The organism is Billgrantia zhangzhouensis, assembly GCF_021404465.1.
GTDB lineage: Bacteria > Pseudomonadota > Gammaproteobacteria > Pseudomonadales > Halomonadaceae > Halomonas > Halomonas zhangzhouensis.
In genome coordinates, this window is sequence record NZ_JABFTT010000012.1 from 101,488 (window position 1) to 117,166 (window position 15,679).

Below are 15,679 nucleotides of genomic sequence, written 5' to 3' on the forward strand. Positions count from 1 at the left end.
CTGGTGAACGGCTCGGGCGGAGGGCTTCCCGCTTACGCTTCGTGCCATGCCTCGTGGCCGCAGCTCAGGCAGTGGTAGAGCGCCTCGAAACCGGATTCGGTTTCGTCCGAGCGGCGCATGGTGCCCTTCTGGTAGGTAAAGGAGCGTAGCGAGCAGATCGGGCAGCGGATCTCCACGTGGCGCGGGTTGCGTGGCAGATTAGCCGAGGTTGAAGGTTCCTGCGGTCCGCCGCTCGCCTCGGCGATGGCGTCGTCAAGCTCCCCTTTCAGCTTCTGTACCAGGCGACTCGCGGCATCGGCCTGGTCGGGAGCGGCAAGCTCGGCCAAGCGCTCGATGCCTTCCTGTACGGCTTTCAGCCGTGAGGCGATATCGGCCATCGGAGTCTCCTGCATCAAGGTATCTCATACTCTTATCCATCAGCATAACCCGGACTTGCCGATATGCCATGCCGGGATTCTCGCGCAGGCTCATCCCCCATGTATCGATCACAGGCCTATACTGCCGACAGCGTTCACCAGTCGAGCAGGGGCTAGCCTCCCGGGCCATACTCGAGGCAGCGTTCGGTCATGGCGGGACCCTGCAGCAGTGTGCTGTTGAGATCACGCAGGGCGCTGCGCAGGCCCTCCTCCAGCACCGGATGGTAGAAGGGCATCTCCAGCATGCGCTCGATGCCCATCTTCTGCTCCAGGGCCCAGGCCAGCAGATGGGCGATATGCTCCACTCTCGGTCCGAACAGTTCTGCGCCGAGGAACTGCCCCGAGCCATGCTCGGCGTACAGGCGCATCAGCCCCCGATTCTGGCGCATCACCACGGCACGCCCCTGGTCCTCGAAAGAGGCGCCGCCCTCGGCAACGCCGTCGCAGCCGAAGCGGTCAGCCGCTTCATCGCGGCTCAGACCGACCGTGGCCATCTGCGGATCGGTGAAGGCGATCGACAGCGGCGTACTGCGACGACCCGCACGCCGCTCGGGGTAGCGCCCGGCATTGTGCCCGGCGATGCGCCCCTGCTGGTTCGCTTCGTGCAGCAGCGGTAGTTCCTGACTGGCATCCCCGGCGATGAAGATATGGCCGTCGTCGCCCTCGCCATCGGCGCGGCGGCACTGCATGGTGAAGCGGTTGTAGAAGGGCACGCCCTTGTCGTCCAGCGCCAGCCCGGCGTTTTCCAGATCGAGACGGTCGAGGTTGGGGCGCCGTCCGGTGGCCGCCAGCAGGTAGTCGAAGCGCTCGGTCAGACGCTGGCCGCTGTCGCGTTCGATGAAGGTGATCGCCACCTGGTCTCCGTCACGTGCGATGGTCTCGATCTGGGCGGCTGGATCGAGGTAGAACTCGTCGTTGAAGGCGCGTTCGGCATAGTCGCGCAGCGCCTGATCCCCGAACGGACCGAGCGAACCGCTCTTGCCGAACATACGCAGGCGCACGCCCAGGCGGGCAAGGGCTTGGCCGAGCTCCAGACCGACGATGCCCGGGCCGAAGACGGCGACCGATTCGGGCAGGTCTTCCCACTCGAATACGCCGTCGCTGTCGACCAAGCGATCGCCGGCCGGGTGCAAGGCGTCGGGCCGGTGGGGGCGTGAACCGGTGGCGATGATGATGGTACGGGCATGCAGGCGCAGATCGTCGCCCACGCGCAAGGTGTGGGGCGCCTCGAAGCGGGCGTGGCCCTTGATACGGTTGCGAGGCTCGATACGCTGCATGGAATCGAGCACGCTCTCGACGAAGGCGTCGCGCTGGCGCCTGACGCGGGCCATGACCGCCTTGCCGTCGATACCGAGATCGCCGATTCGAATGCCGAACCCTACCGCCTCACGCGCTTGGTGGGCCGACTCGGCCGCGGCGATTAGCAGCTTGGAAGGCATGCAGCCTACCCGCGCACAGGTAGTGCCGGGCTCGCCGGCTTCGATCAGCACCACTTCGTCACTGTACTGCCTGGCGGTTTGCCAGGCGCTCAGGCCAGCCGTGCCGGCCCCGATGATGGCAACATCGACGTCGCGCTCCTGCATGTCTCGTCTCCCTGGCACCGATGTGACAATACATCTGCTAGGCATTTCAAAGCCTAGTCGCTATGTGCCGAGAGGGGACAGCAGGCGATGTCTCACGACTTGCGGTTGTGAGTGGGCTTGTCCTTCTGGCTGGTCGAAGCCATTTTTTCGAGTTCCTTTTCATCCATGGACTCGTACATCTGCTTCGATGCCCCTTCCAGTTCACTGACTTTCTTCTCACCACGCTTGGCGGCAAGGGCGGCACCGGCCGCCATCTGCTGAGCTTCCGACTTAGCTGGCATGGTGCTTCTCCATTCGGGTTCGTTCGTTGCTCCTCGGCGGCGTTCGTGCCGCTGATTAAAATCTAGCCTGTGAAGGGGAGGTGCGCCGTTTCAACATGTTACGTGGCATTTTGTCTTGGTAAGTGACGATGTGGACCCATGTGTTGGTCTGAAACGGGTCTGACGGGCTCCGCCCAGCCCACCGGGGCAACGTCATGATCGGGTTGCGGCAAGGCCGCTTTCGGCCGACCATGAAGCCTTGTCCATCATGACCCTGCCCAAACGGGAGCCGACATGCCCATCGTGACCATTCAGCAGTTTCCCCGCGAGCTGGCGCAGAAGCGCGAGCTGGCACGCCGTATCACCCAAGCCTTCGTCGAGGTCTACGGTACCCCCGAGGAGAGCGTGCAGGTGTTCTTCAGCGAAGTGGACGGCGAAAACTGGGCCAAGGCGGGCACGATGGGCTGCGACCGTAGCGGCGGACAGGGCTGACCACGAGGAGGCGACATGCGGCTGCAGCATGCTACCTGGCAGGAGGTCGAAGCCTACCTGCAACGCAAGACCGGCATCATCGTGCCGATCGGCTCCACCGAACAGCATGGGCCCAACGGCCTGGTGGGCACCGATGCCATCTGTCCCGAAACCATCGCCTGGGAACTCGGCGAGCGTCATGGCGTGCTGGTGGCCCCGACCCAGAACCTGGGCATGGCCCAGCACCACCTGGCCTTTCCCGGTACCGTCAGCCTGCGTCCCAGTACCTTGATCGCCGTGCTGCGGGATACCGTCACGTCGCTCTCGCGTCACGGCTTCACGCACATCTTCTTTCTCAACGGTCATGGCGGCAACATCGGCACCATGAGTGCGGCCTTCGCCGAGATCTACAGTGAGCGCAGCCTGGGATACGGCTCCCAGCCAGCCACCGAGCTGCACCTCACCACCAGTAACTGGTTCGCCGGCCCGCGAGTTCGCGAGCTGGCCGAATCGCTCTACGGCGATGCCGAAGGCACCCACGCCACCGCCTCGGAGGTTGCGCTCTCCTGGTTCGCGCGACCCGAGGCCGTCAAGCAGGTGGACATGTCGCCGCGCATCGCATCTCGCGGCAGTGCCCAATGCGACGCCGACGAGTTTCGGCGGCGCTTCCCCGACGGTCGCATGGGCTCGGATCCCGCGCTTGCCAGCGTGGAGCATGGTCAGCGCTTCCTCGAGGCCGGCGTGGCCGATGCGTGGGAGGCCTATCGGGCCTTTACCCAGGCCGGCTAGCGAGCCGGCGGAGCCGGGAACATGCTGCGCGTGATCGCCTCCCTGGCCGGTATCTATGCCCTCGTGGTGCTGCTGGCCTGGACCTTTCAGGATCGGCTGCTCTATCTGCCGCATATGGGGCGTGAGCATATCGCCACTCCCGCCGACCTCGGCCTGGCATGGCAGCAAGTCGATCTTGCGACCGAAGACGGCCTGACCCTGGACGCCTGGTGGATTCCCGTCGAGAACGCCCGCGGCAGCCTGCTGTTCCTGCATGGCAATGCGGGCAACATTTCCCATCGCCTCGATTCGATCCGGCAGTTTCATCGCCTGGGCCTGTCGGTGCTGATTCTCGACTACCGTGGCTACGGCCGCAGCGAGGGGCGTCCCTCCGAAGCGGGAACGGCGCAGGATGCCCGGGCCGGCTGGCGCTGGCTGATCGAGCAGGAGGTTCCTGCCGACCGGATCGTGCTGTTCGGGCGCTCGCTGGGGGCCGCCGTGGCCGCGGAGCTGGCTGCAGCATTGCCCTCCCGGGAGCAACCGGCGGCGATCATCCTAGAATCGCCATTTCGCTCGGTGCCGGCGCTGGGGCAGCGGCTCTACCCCTTCCTGCCGGTGCGTTGGCTGGCGACGCTGGATTATCCCACCGAGCGTTACGTCAGGCAGATCGAGGCGCCTTTGCTGATCATCCATAGCCGCGACGATGAGATCATTCCCTATGGCGAGGGAGAGGCGGTCTTCGCCGCTGCCAACGAACCCAAGGCGATGCTCACCATTCGCGGCGGTCACAATACCGGCTTTGTCGAAAGCGAGCCGGAGTATTCTGCCTCGATAGACGACTTTCTCTCTCGCCATGCCCGCTTGCCCCGACAGCCCTGACCCAAGTTGCGGGGGTGTGCCCGCGAGGTAAGTGCCGTTTCGCCATGGTGAGTTACCGGGGCAGAGAGTAACGATCGTTATCCGCTCATTGCGCCATTGTGTTCCACGTTTCCCCTTTCCCCAGCGAAATTGACAGGCCCTCCACGAGTACTATTTTGCGAGTGTCAGCCAGGCTGCGAGCCTGGTCAGCACAGGATTGCATGAAGCCCCTGCGGGGGCGTAGTGATACTTGGCAAAAACATGGAGGTGGCGAATGAGCGATACCCATAGCCGCGCGAGCCGGGAAGCTGGTGCCGACAACGACAGTGACCGGCACGGCCTCGATCGCGAAGAGATCCGCCAGCAGGCCGAGGAGACCCGGGACGAATTGCGCGATGCCGCCCGGCAGCAGGCCGAAGGACTCATCGACCGTCAGAAGACGGCAGCGGCCGAACAGGCGGAGAAGGTCTCGACGGTGCTGCACAAGATGGCCGATGAATTCGAGCGTCAGGAGCAGCCCTATTTTTCCGGTTGCGTCAATGAGTTGGCCAAGCGCTCCGATGCCTTCTCGCGCACCCTTCGCGAGCGTGACCTGGAAACCCTGCTGGATCAGACACGTCAGTACAACCGGCAGCATCCTGCGTTGTTCATGGGCGGGGCGATCGCGGCAGGCTTCATGCTGTCTCGCTTCCTGCGTAGCTCCAGCCAGGACGGCGCCCAGGGCTACTGAGTCAGGCCGCGCGAAGCGATGTCATTCGCCGTTACCGCCTAATGGAAGGGAGGTATGACCTCATGGAAGCGGAAAACAGAATCCGGACGGAGAGCTCTACGATCGGGACTCTTTTCTCGAACCTGGCTTACGAAGTCACCGCTCTGGTGCGCAAGGAGTCCGAGCTGGCCAAGGCCGAAATGAGCGAAAAGACCAGCCAGGCGATGAGAGCCCTTGCCTCGATTGCCATCGCCGGCGCGGTATTGATGTGTGGTTTTCTGGTGCTCCTTGCCGCTGCGGTCTTCGGCCTCAATACCGTGCTGCCGCCTGAAACCACCCCTTGGCTCTCTGCCCTCATCGTGGGTGGCGCGGTGGTGGTGATCGGTCTCGTCATGCTGCAGGCGGGGCGCAAGAAGCTCAAGCGGGAAAGCCTGATGCCTACCCGCACCATGGCGAGCTTGCGCCGCGACAGGACACTGACCCAGCAGCATGGAGAGGCGGTCAAGGAGGAGCTGAAATGAGCCAGGACGGTCGGCGCCGTTCCGAAGAGATCGAGAACGAGATCTACCAGGCGCGGGCGCGCCTGGATGAGACCCTACATCAAATCGAAGAGAAACTTTCTCCCGAGCAGCTTATGAACATGACCTACGATTACCTGCGTCACGGCGGGGCCGAGCGGATCGCCTCCCGCCTGGGAAGAACGATCAAGGAAAATCCGCTGCCCGTGATGGTGACCGGCATCGGCCTGGGTTGGCTGGTACTGGCACAGCGAAACTCGCATCACGACCGCTACGAAGCATTGCCTCGTCCTGCTGGCTACCCCGGCAGCGCCATGCCGCAAACCCGCATGCCCAACGGTGACGACATGCCCGTCAGCGGCAGCCATGAAACCGTCAGCGGGGCAGGCACCACCACGTTGGGGCACGACCCGGCGGCGATGGGAGCCACTCCTCAGCACGGTGCCGGGGCGCATGCCCATGGTGGCGGCATGACACGCAAGGCGCAGCAGATGGCCCAGGGCATCCGCGACCGCGCCGAGAATCTGAGTGGGCAGGTCCGCGAGCGTGCCTCACATCTTGGCGAGCAGCGCCAAGCGGCCATGCACGCCGCGTCGCACCGGGTCCAGGATGTCGGCAGCCAGACCACCCACTTCGTGCAGGAACATCCGCTGGTGGCTGGTGCGTTGGGCGTGGCCGTCGGTGCGGTGTTGGGTAGCCTGTTCTCACCGACACGCGTCGAGAACCGCCACTTGGGTGAGGTCCGCGATCGGGCCATGCATCGTGCCGAGGCGCTTGGCCAGGAGCAACTGGAACGAGCGGAGGAAAAGATTCACGAGACCGCCGAACGGGTCAAGGAAGAGGCGCGCTCGGCCCAGTCGTCGAACTCGGCCAGCTACGTGGAGAATGCCTCCAGCGAAGAGCGCTTCGCCAAGGCCGGCGCTGGGGGCGCTGGGCGTACTGGCAGCACGGAAAACGCTTCCCAAAGCCCCGAGCGCCCTCGAGACGAAGCTGCGAAGAAGGGCGGATCCAGTGCGCCCGACGTCAAGCCGCACGACGGCGGTTCATCACCCTCGAAGGGTAGCTGAAATCTCGCCGAAGCATAGCGGCAGATGCCGCGCCGGACCGTCAGCCCGGCGCGGCATTGCGTCAGGAAGCCACTTTGGCGTTGTGGAAGACGTTTTGTACGTCGTCCAGGTCGTTGAGCGTGTCGAGCAGCTTCTCGAACAAGGCGATGTCGTCGCCCTCAATCGTCGTGGTGGTCTGCGGCACGAACTGGATTTCGTCGACCTCGAACTCGATCTCGCCGAGAGCGTCGATCAAGGCCTGCTTGGCCTTGGCGTACTCGGTATGCGGGGCGAAGACGGTGATCCGGCCTTCCTCGTTCTCGATGTCGGTCACGTCGACATCGGCCTCCATCAAGGCTTCAAGCGCCGCTTCCTCGTCGCTGCCGACGAAGGCGAGGATGGCACAATGGTCGAACATGTGGCTGACGCTGCCCGGCGTGCCGAGCTTGCTCTTGGCCTTGTTGAAGCAGGCGCGCACGTCGCCGAAGGTACGGTTGGGGTTGTCGGTCAGGCAGTCGACGATGACCATGCAATTGCCCGGGCCGAAGCCCTCGTAGCGCGCCGGTGAGTAGTCTTCGCCCCCCACGCCGCTGGCCTTGTCGAGCGCCTTCTCGATCACGTGGCTGGGCACCTGGTCCTTCTTGGCGCGCTCCATCAGCCCGCGCAGTGCCAGGTTGCCGTTGGGATCGGTGCCGCCCTGCTTGGCGCAGACATAGATCTCGCGCCCGTACTTGCTGTACACCTTGGTCTTGGCGGCGGCCGTCTTGGCCATGGATTCCTTGCGGTTCTGAAAGGCCCTGCCCATAACGTTGTCCTGTTGCATCGGATACGAGGCTGGATTCTACGAAACCGGCCAGCCCTGGAACAGCCCTATTTCGCCCTGATGCGGCTGGCGTGCTGCGGGTCATGGCTACACTGTCCGATACACCCATCACTGCGGAGCCCGTCATGGATCACCTTCAGTACCGCCACGCCTTGGCGGCGCAGCTCGAAGCCAGTGAACTGGCCTTTCCGGTGAGCGAGTTCGACACTCGCCTGGCCAGGGTACGCGACGCCATGCGCGAGGCGGGGCTGGACGCCCTGCTGCTGACCGACCCCGCCGATATCTACTATCTGACCGGCTACAACACCTTCGAGGTCTCGGTGCATACCTGCCTCGTCTGCTCGGCCGAGCGGTTGGTGCTGCAGGTACCCTCCATCGAGACCGGGCCGGCGGTGGTCACTGCTCGGGTCGATGAGCTGCTGGGTTATCGTTGGGAGGGCCTCGGTGAGGTGATCGAGCCCTTGGCCGAGACCTTGGCGTCTTTTCAGGCCATTGGCCTGGATCTATACGGGGCAGGGCTGCGCCATGGCGTGCTGCGCGAACTGCAATCGCGCCTGGGCGTCGAGCGCTTCCGTGACGATGGCGGCGAGCTGCTCGACCGCATTCGCATCGTCAAGAGCGAGGCGGAGCTCGCCTGCCTGCGGCAGAGTGCCCGGATCACTTCCCTGGGACTCGCAGCTGCCGCGCAGGTCATTGCCCCCGGCATGGCGGATGGCGACGTAGCGGCCGAAGGTGCACGGGCCATGTTGGCGGCCGGCAGCGAGTTCATGAGCATGCAGCCCATCGTCACCAGCGGCCAGCGCATCAGCGTGATCCACCTCAATCATCAGCGTCAACAGATCGCCCGGGACGAGCCGGTATTCCTGGAGTTTGGCTCCGCCTACCGGCGCTACACCGCGCCGATGATGAAGACCGTCGTGGCGGGGGGCGCCAGCCGTGAGATGCTGGTGCTGCGCGATGTGTGTCGCGACCTCTTCGAGGCTCTCGTCGCCACGATGCGACCCGGGAGTACCTTCGACGATGCCGCCCGGGCCGCCGAGGCGGTGCTTCGGCCCCATGCCGAGCGGGTGTTCTTCTCGGGGGTGTTCGGCTATGCCGTGGGTGCGCAGTTTCCGCCCAGTTGGGTCGAAGGCAGCGGCTACATCGCCCGTGGCCAGATGCATGAATTCGAGGGCGACATGGTCTTCCACTTGCCGCTCTGCTTGCGCGTGCCGGGGCAGTGGGGCATCGGCCTCAGCGATACCGTGCGAGTGACGCCACGGGGAGGCGAACCCCTTACCGACAACGATTGGATGCTCGGCGAGGTCGAGACTGCAGGAGGGACTGAATAATCGAAGCCAGCGGAAGCCTGGTCCACGGTGGTGGGCCGGGTGCGTCAGTCCCGGCTGAGCCACGAACAGCCACTATACTGAAGGCACTCGGCGAACCTGTACTGACGGTTTGCCAGACGCCACCACAGCCAAGCAGTGGGAGGAAGCCATGACGCAGACCGTAACGGCGACCTATCATGACCTGATGAAAGCTACCAATGCCTACGACGAGCTCATTTCCGAGGGCTTTCCGCGCGAAAAGCTCTATTTCGACAAGGAGGCAAGGCAGGTCAAGGTGATCGTGCCGGATACCGCGAAATCCGGCGCGGAGCAGATCCTCAGCCGTCATCAGCCGGACGATCTATGGGTTCGCCCCTACGAGACCCAGTGATTCGTGCTGGGGCCATGGGAGCACGGCTCAGCCGTGGTGGTGCATGGCCTCATCATCGAGTGAGTTGGCGCGGCGATAGGCCTCGCGGTCACTGACCCGCGCCCAATAATCGACGAAGGCGGGGCACGACTCCAGGCTGCCGAACTGTAGCCCCCAGCCGATGTGCGAGCCGAGATAGACATCGGCCGCAGAGAAATGGGGACCGGCAATGTACTCGTGCGCGCTGACGGCTATCTCCAGGGTTTCCAATACCGCCTCGATGCTGCCATAGCCGACACGGCCCTGTTGCGTGATGTTGGGCTCCATGCCTAGGTCGCGATCCGTGATCGCGGCTTCCAGCGGGCCGGCGGCGAAGAACAGCCAGCGATAGTAGGCGCCGCGCTCGGTGAGCGGCGGCGCCAAGTCGGCTTCGGGAAAGGCATCGGCCAGGTAGGCGCAGATGGCGGCACATTCGGTCACCACCGTTTCGCCGTGTCGTATGGCAGGCACCTTGCCCATGGGATTGATGGCGAGGTATTCGGGCGCCTTCATGGTAGGGCCGAATTCCACGATCTCGGTGCGATAGGGGGCACCGATCTCTTCGAGCATCCAGCGGGCGATACGTCCACGGGACATGGGGTTCGTATAAAGGGTGAGGGACTCATGCATGGCGGCTCTCCTGAGGCTCCCCCGAAGATAGCAGCTTCCGAAGGGAATGTAGCCAAGCAGTTAAACGCAAGCTCAGTCGGGATCGAGCAGTCGCGGTCCCGAACCCTCCTCGGCCAGCTCATCCTCGGGGTTGCGCAGCGGGCACTCCTGCATCGACAGGCAGCCGCAACCAATGCAGTGGTCGAGCTGGTCGCGTAGCTGAGTGAGCCGGGCGATCCTGTCATCCAGGGCATGCTGCCAGCTCGCCGAGAGGCGCTGCCAGTCGGTGGCGGTCGGCGCCCGGAAGTCCGGCAAGGTATCGAAGGCGGCACGAATTTCGGCTAGGGTGATGCCGGTACGCTGGGCGACCTTGATGATCGCCACGCGGCGCAGCACGTCGCGTGTGAAGCGACGCTGATTGCCAGCGTTGCGGCGGCTCTTGATCAGCCCCTTGGCCTCGTAGAAGTGGATGGCCGAAACCGCCAGGCCGCTACGCTTGGCAACTTCGCCGACGCTGAGGTCGCGCTGAAGGTAGGCCGGCATCTTGCGCCTCCGTGACTTCGATGGGGCAGACGTCTTTAACCTCCCTTCAAGTTCCTGACAAGACATGCCGATATTCCTCCAACGATTTTTTCCGATTTTAGATATATAAGGATGGGTGAGAAAAGAGATCAGGAAGTTTGGTTTTTTGCTCTTTTCTTTCCGCACATATTTTTCAATTGGGCTCTTGACCTAAATTTAAGTTTAGGTTTTAGCCTGCATCCTGTCAGCCCCGATGGACCGGTCAAGGGTGGGCCATCGGCTCCGGAAAGCGATATTGCCGGATTTCTCATTGCCTAAGTTTACTTGACGATGGAGTTGTCATGTTCCGTTACTTCGAAAATCTGGTTAACCCCTATCCTCCGGGCGTACCCGAAACGCCGCCGCGGGGGCTGGGCGCCTTCATCCTGCACTTCTCGCGCCCGGTACTGCCGCTGCTGATCGTGATGTCGCTGCTCACTGCGCTGGTCTCGGCCACCGAGGTGTTGTTCTTCAGCTATATGGGCGAGCTGGTCGACTGGCTGGCGGGGGCCGAGCGCGACGGTTTCTTCGCCGAGTACGGTTGGCGCCTGGCCGGGATGGCGGCACTGGTGGTGATCGGCTTGCCACTGCTGACCCTGCTGCAGTCTCTGATCACCCACCAGAGCATCTTCGGCAACTACCCGATGATCGGACGCTGGCTGGCGCATCGCCACATGCTGAGCCAGAGCATGGCCTTCTACCAGGACGAGTTCGCCGGGCGGGTCTCGCAGAAGGTGATGCAGACGGCACTGGCGATTCGCGAGACGGTGATGAAGCTGATGGACCTGCTGGTCTACGTGATCGTCTACTTCATTGGCGCCATGCTGCTGATGGGTAGCGCCGAGCCATGGCTAATGCTGCCGCTGGTGGCCTGGCTGGCCGGCTATATCGCGATCATGAAAGTGTTCGTGCCACGCCTGCGCCAGGTCTCCATGGAACAGGCCGACGCCCGCGCGCGGATGACCGGGCGCATCGTCGACAGCTACAGCAACATCCAGACTATCAAGCTGTTTGCCGATACCCAGCGCGAGCAGGACTACGCTCGGGATGCCATGGAGGGCTTCATGACTACCGTGCATCGTCAGATGCGCTTGGCCACCAAGCTGACGGTGAGCCTGACGCTGCTCAACTCGCTGCTGCTGGCGGGGGTGGCGGCGATCGCCATCGGTGCCTGGTATCTGGAGGCGGTGTCGCTCGGGGTGATCGCGGTCGCCATCGCCCTGGTGATGCGCATCCGGTTCATGTCCAACTGGATCCTTTGGGAGGTGGCGGGGCTGTTCGAGAACATCGGCACGGTGCAGGACGGCATCAACACCATCGCCCGCGAGACCGAGGTCAAGGACGCATCTCATGCCAAGTCGCTCGAGGTGTCACGCGGCGAGATACGCTTCGACGCATTGCGCTTCGGCTACTCCCGGCCCGATGGCGAGAAGAACCGCGTATTCGACGGCATGAATTTGACCATCGCGCCCGGAGAGAAGGTCGGCCTGATCGGGCGCTCCGGCGCCGGCAAGTCGACCTTGGCCAACTTGCTGCTGCGTTTCTACGACCTGGAAGGTGGGCGCATCCTGATCGATGGGCAGAACATCGCCGAGGTCACCCAGGAGTCGCTGCGCCGGCAGATCGGCATGGTGACCCAGGACACCTCGCTGCTACATCGCTCGGTGCGCGACAACATCCGCTACGGTAGCCCCGAGGCGACCGATGAGCAGGTACTGGAAGCCGTACGCCGGGCCCATGCCGAGTTCATTTTCGACCTGGTCGATCACAAGGGCCGCCGCGGTCTCGATGCACACGTCGGCGAGCGCGGGGTGAAGCTCTCCGGTGGTCAGCGTCAGCGTATCGCCATCTCCCGTGTGCTGCTCAAGGATGCACCGATCCTGGTGCTCGACGAGGCGACCTCGGCACTCGACTCCGAAGTCGAGGCGGCCATTCAGGAGCAGCTCGACACCCTGATGGTGGGTAAGACGGTGATCGCCATCGCGCACCGCCTGTCGACCATTGCCATGCTCGATCGACTTATCGTGCTGGATGAGGGAAACATCGTCGAGAGCGGCACGCACAGCGAACTGCTGGTGCGCAATGGCCTGTACGCCTCGCTGTGGCGTCGCCAGTCGGGTGGTTTCTTGGGACTGGACACCGAAGAAGAGGGCGAACGCCAGCATGGTCGGCCGCTGGACGTGGAATCCTGAGACAAGACGAACCCATGGCAGGAGGAGGAAAGGTATGAAGGGCGTGGAACGTGAAGTCATCAACCCGCGTGGTGTGCCCGATACGCTGCAGTACGGTTTCAGCCAGGCCGTGATGGTGAGGGGAGGCTATCGTGTGCATCTCTCGGGACAGGTCGGTGTCGATGCTCATGAGTGCCTGGTCGACCCCGACCTCGAGGGCCAGACCTTTGCCGCGCTGGACAATATCGAAGCGATCCTCGCCACGCTGGGAGGTGACCTGTCGCATGTGGTAATGCTGCGTATCTATATCACCGAGCCTGCCCGCTATGATCAGGAGGGAGTCGTGCAGGCGCTGCGCTCGCGCTTCCCTCAATCGCCGCCGGCAAGTTCATGGGTGATCGTCAGCGGCCTCTCCGAGCCGGAGTGGCTGATCGAGATCGAAGCCGAGGCGGTATTGGCTGACATCGAGTAAGGCAGCGGCATGCGGTGCCCCGGCAGCCGGCTCAAGCCGGCTCGTCGATGGCCTCGGTCGGGGTGCCGGTGTAAACCGGAGGCTGCCATGGCTCGGGTGCCGACAGGCTTTCGATTCGCATGCTCTCGACGACGAAGTCGACGAAGGTGCGCACCTTGGGTGAGACGAGGCTGCCGCCGGGAAAGACGGCATTCATTTCGACCATGGGGCCCTCCCAGCCTTCCAGGATGCGCCGTGGCCTCGTGGCTTCCGCACTGAGACAGATGACGAACTCGTTGGCGAGCATGATGCCTTGCCCGTCTTCGAGCATGCCGCGCAGGGCGAAGGGGTCGTTGGCAATGGCGACCGGATCGACCTCGACCTCGACGGTTTCCCGGCTCGCGCTGTTGCTCAACTGCCAGACGTAGCGTTGGCCGCGCTGTTCCATGGCCTTGGCCAGCACCGGGTGAGAAGCCAGGTCCGATGGCGTTCGAGGTTCGCCATGTCGAGCGAGGTAGGTTTCGCTGGCATAGACGAACGAGCGGAAGCGGGCCAGGGGGCGTGCCACCAGGCTGGAGTCCGGCAGTGGGCCGACCCGTAGCGCCACGTCGATCTGATTGGCCACCAGGTCGAGACGCTCGTTGGAGAGCACCAGATCGATGCGTACTTGGGGATGCAGCTGACGGAAATCCCGTATCAGTACCGAGGTGAACTCGGTGCACATGGTGAAGGGAGCAGTCACCCTGAGCCAGCCGCGGGGGCTTTCTTCCAAGTGGTGTACGGCCTTTTCTGCTTCACCCAGGTCGCGAACGATACGGTTGCAGTAATCGAAATAGATGGAGCCTGCCTCGGTGAGACTCAGCCTGCGGGTGGTGCGATGCAACAGGCGGGCACCCAGGCGCTGTTCGAGCATCTGTACCTTGCGGCTGACAGTGGTCTTGGAGAGGCGAAGCTGCTTGGCGGCGGCAATGAAGCTGCCCTGCTCCACGACCTTGGCAAAGATCAGGGCATCGTTGAGGTCTTGCAGCATGGTCATTGTCCTGTGCCGTGCATGCAATGTCAGGGGGGGGGAAACACCACAGAGCAAGAGAAGACGAGAACGGCTGCACGGTGACTGTCCCGCCAATGGGACAGTATTTCCCTGTTGGCCCGACTAATCAAGTGCCCCGTAACTCTATATGGTGACATTCGGCAAAGTTGGCAGTTGTCGATTAATAACGCCGCCCAACGACATGAGTCGTGATAGGGAAAAGGCTAAGCATAATTAATTCGTGAAGAGATTGTCGGCCAAGTCTTGTATCGGCACTGCGAATCGCTACTTGGTATAGGGAGAAAAGAAACGATGAACGTCCACAAGATGTTCGAGAAGAGAGACAGCCGGCGAACGCTCATGGTTATCGCCATGGTCGCCGGGCTCGTCGTTCTGACAGGATGCGAGAGCCAGGCCGACACTCAGGCGGGTGCCGAGCAGGGACCGCCGCCTCCTCAGGTTAGCGTGGCCCAGGTGCTGGTCGAAGACGTGGAACTGTGGGACGCCTTCACCGGCCGGATCGAGGCGGTGGAGACGGTCGACCTGCGTCCACGGGTGTCGGGCTACATCGAGAGCGTCAACTACAGCGAAGGCCAGGAAGTCGGGAAGGGCGACGTACTGTTCGTCATCGATCAGCGTCCCTATCGCGCCGAGCTGGAGCGAGCCGAGGCCGAGTTGCAGCGTGCCCGGGCGCGTGCCGAGCTGGCACGCAGCGAAGCCGCACGGGCCGAGGCGCTGTCGCAAACCCGCTCTATTTCGCGCGAGGAGCTGGATCAGCGTCGCGCGGCGGCGGCCACTGCGGAAGCCGATACTCTGGCGGCCCAGGCCATCGCCGAGACGGCCAGGCTCAACATGGAATTCACCGAGGTACGTGCGCCCATTGCCGGGCGCACCGGGCGGGCACTGGTCACGCCGGGCAACCTCGTTTCCGAAGCCACGCCGCTGACCCGGGTCGTCGCCCTGGACCGGGTTCATGTGCACTTCCATAGCGACGAGCAGGCCTACCTGCGCTACGAGGCGATGTCGCGCAACGGCGAGCGGGCGGAGTTCCGCGGCTCAAGTCTGCCGGTACGCGTCGGCTTGGCCAACGACGAGGGATATCCCTACCGCGGCGAGGTCGACTTCGTCGACAACCGTCTCGATGCCGAAGCCGGCACCATCCTGACCCGCGCCGTACTCGACAACAGCGAAGGCCGCTTCGCCCCCGGCATGTACGCCCGCGTACAGCTGCTGGCGGGCAGCGCCGAAGACACCTTGCTGATCGACGACAAGGCGGTGCTCACCGATCAGGACCGCAAGTACGTCTACGTGGTCGACGAAGAGGGGCGGGCCATGCGCCGCGACGTGCAGCTCGGGCGCATGGTCGGCGGGTTGCGGGTGGTGACGGCTGGGCTCGAACCCAGCGACCAGGTGGTAGTGAGCGGCGCGCAGCGGATCTTCTTCCCGGGTATGCCGGTAGCGGCGGAGAGCGTCGACATGCGCGGCTCGGGAGGCGCGGCCGGAGAATACGCCGCGATGCGTTGAGCTGCTGCACCGCCCCGCACGACTCCAGATAAGGAAATGCCGAACAAATCGGCGAGCGGAGTGAAGCGCAAGGCGCACGGAGCGCAGGAACCGGAGCCTATGCGGTATAGGTGAGGATTCCGAGCACCGCGCAACGCAGCGATTTGCCCGCGCAGGCATTTG

18 protein-coding genes are annotated in these 15,679 nt (G+C 63.6%); 11 read left to right on the plus strand and 7 right to left on the minus strand.

All coding sequences use genetic code 11. From position 1 onward, the window contains the following. Nucleotides 1–32: 32 nt before the first annotated feature. The 3 genes from HOP51_RS15810 to HOP51_RS15820 form a co-directional block, all read right to left on the minus strand. A complete protein-coding gene (locus HOP51_RS15810) occupies nt 33–377 on the minus strand; it encodes a zinc ribbon domain-containing protein (RefSeq protein ID WP_234274878.1) in 345 nt (114 codons plus the stop codon). Between the two features lie 152 nt (nt 378–529). Beyond that, nucleotides 530–1,999 (minus strand): dihydrolipoyl dehydrogenase, encoded by a 1,470-nt coding sequence (locus tag HOP51_RS15815; protein ID WP_234274879.1) that lies wholly within the window; start codon nt 1,997–1,999, stop codon nt 530–532. A gap of 92 nt (nt 2,000–2,091) precedes the next feature. After that, on the minus strand, nt 2,092–2,280 hold the full coding sequence (locus HOP51_RS15820; RefSeq protein ID WP_159549396.1) for a DUF3008 family protein: 189 nt from the start codon (nt 2,278–2,280) through the stop codon (nt 2,092–2,094). A 273-nt stretch (nt 2,281–2,553) separates the two neighbouring features. Between HOP51_RS15820 and HOP51_RS15825 the strand changes: the two genes are divergently transcribed. The 6 genes from HOP51_RS15825 (at nt 2,554) to HOP51_RS15850 (ending at nt 6,650) form a co-directional block, all read left to right on the plus strand. Further along, nucleotides 2,554–2,751 (plus strand): tautomerase family protein, encoded by a 198-nt coding sequence (locus tag HOP51_RS15825; RefSeq protein WP_159549401.1) that lies wholly within the window; start codon nt 2,554–2,556, stop codon nt 2,749–2,751. Nucleotides 2,752–2,766: 15 nt separating this feature from the next. Beyond that, nucleotides 2,767–3,519, plus strand: a complete 753-nt coding sequence (locus tag HOP51_RS15830) for a creatininase family protein (RefSeq protein ID WP_234274880.1) — start codon at nt 2,767–2,769, stop codon at nt 3,517–3,519. 21 nt (nt 3,520–3,540) lie between these two features. Next, nucleotides 3,541–4,377, plus strand: coding sequence for an alpha/beta hydrolase (locus HOP51_RS15835; RefSeq protein ID WP_234274881.1), 837 nt, complete (start codon nt 3,541–3,543; stop codon nt 4,375–4,377). Nucleotides 4,378–4,630: 253 nt separating this feature from the next. Next, a complete protein-coding gene (locus tag HOP51_RS15840) occupies nt 4,631–5,086 on the plus strand; it encodes a hypothetical protein (RefSeq protein ID WP_234274882.1) in 456 nt (151 codons plus the stop codon). Nucleotides 5,087–5,148: 62 nt separating this feature from the next. Next, nucleotides 5,149–5,586, plus strand: a complete 438-nt coding sequence (locus HOP51_RS15845) for a phage holin family protein (RefSeq protein WP_234274883.1) — start codon at nt 5,149–5,151, stop codon at nt 5,584–5,586. After that, nucleotides 5,583–6,650, plus strand: coding sequence for a DUF3618 domain-containing protein (locus tag HOP51_RS15850; RefSeq protein ID WP_234274884.1), 1,068 nt, complete (start codon nt 5,583–5,585; stop codon nt 6,648–6,650). The genes HOP51_RS15845 and HOP51_RS15850 overlap by 4 nt, the downstream gene beginning before the upstream one ends. Before the next feature lie 61 nt (nt 6,651–6,711). Here the strand turns inward: HOP51_RS15850 and HOP51_RS15855 are convergent, their stop codons facing one another. Continuing rightward, nucleotides 6,712–7,434: a YebC/PmpR family DNA-binding transcriptional regulator gene (locus tag HOP51_RS15855; RefSeq protein WP_234274885.1), complete on the minus strand. Its 723-nt coding sequence runs from the start codon at nt 7,432–7,434 to the stop codon at nt 6,712–6,714. A gap of 143 nt (nt 7,435–7,577) precedes the next feature. Here HOP51_RS15855 and HOP51_RS15860 point away from each other — a divergent pair, with 143 nt between their 5' ends. Together HOP51_RS15860 and HOP51_RS15865 are read left to right on the plus strand one after the other, a co-directional pair. Continuing rightward, nucleotides 7,578–8,783 carry a M24 family metallopeptidase gene (locus HOP51_RS15860; protein ID WP_234274886.1) on the plus strand — a complete coding sequence of 402 codons (1,206 nt, stop codon included), beginning with the start codon at nt 7,578–7,580 and terminating at the stop codon, nt 8,781–8,783. 148 nt (nt 8,784–8,931) lie between these two features. After that, nucleotides 8,932–9,153, plus strand: coding sequence for a hypothetical protein (locus tag HOP51_RS15865; protein ID WP_234274887.1), 222 nt, complete (start codon nt 8,932–8,934; stop codon nt 9,151–9,153). A gap of 27 nt (nt 9,154–9,180) precedes the next feature. Here the strand turns inward: HOP51_RS15865 and HOP51_RS15870 are convergent, their stop codons facing one another. Together HOP51_RS15870 and soxR are read right to left on the minus strand one after the other, a co-directional pair. After that, nucleotides 9,181–9,801 (minus strand): glutathione S-transferase family protein, encoded by a 621-nt coding sequence (locus HOP51_RS15870; protein WP_234274888.1) that lies wholly within the window; start codon nt 9,799–9,801, stop codon nt 9,181–9,183. Nucleotides 9,802–9,873: 72 nt separating this feature from the next. Then, nucleotides 9,874–10,323 carry a redox-sensitive transcriptional activator SoxR gene (soxR, locus tag HOP51_RS15875; protein WP_234274889.1) on the minus strand — a complete coding sequence of 150 codons (450 nt, stop codon included), beginning with the start codon at nt 10,321–10,323 and terminating at the stop codon, nt 9,874–9,876. Between the two features lie 320 nt (nt 10,324–10,643). Here soxR and HOP51_RS15880 point away from each other — a divergent pair, with 320 nt between their 5' ends. Together HOP51_RS15880 and HOP51_RS15885 are read left to right on the plus strand one after the other, a co-directional pair. After that, entirely contained in the window at nt 10,644–12,533 is a 1,890-nt protein-coding gene (locus HOP51_RS15880; RefSeq protein WP_234274890.1) for an ABC transporter ATP-binding protein, read from the plus strand. Nucleotides 12,534–12,567: 34 nt separating this feature from the next. Further along, on the plus strand, nt 12,568–12,984 hold the full coding sequence (locus tag HOP51_RS15885; protein WP_234274891.1) for a RidA family protein: 417 nt from the start codon (nt 12,568–12,570) through the stop codon (nt 12,982–12,984). 31 nt (nt 12,985–13,015) lie between these two features. On the opposite strand, the gene HOP51_RS15890 is transcribed toward HOP51_RS15885, so the two are convergent. Beyond that, nucleotides 13,016–13,993, minus strand: a complete 978-nt coding sequence (locus HOP51_RS15890; RefSeq protein WP_234274892.1) for a LysR family transcriptional regulator — start codon at nt 13,991–13,993, stop codon at nt 13,016–13,018. 312 nt (nt 13,994–14,305) lie between these two features. Here HOP51_RS15890 and HOP51_RS15895 point away from each other — a divergent pair, with 312 nt between their 5' ends. Continuing rightward, entirely contained in the window at nt 14,306–15,517 is a 1,212-nt protein-coding gene (locus tag HOP51_RS15895; RefSeq protein WP_234274893.1) for an efflux RND transporter periplasmic adaptor subunit, read from the plus strand. The last annotated feature ends 162 nt before the right edge of the window (nt 15,518–15,679 follow it).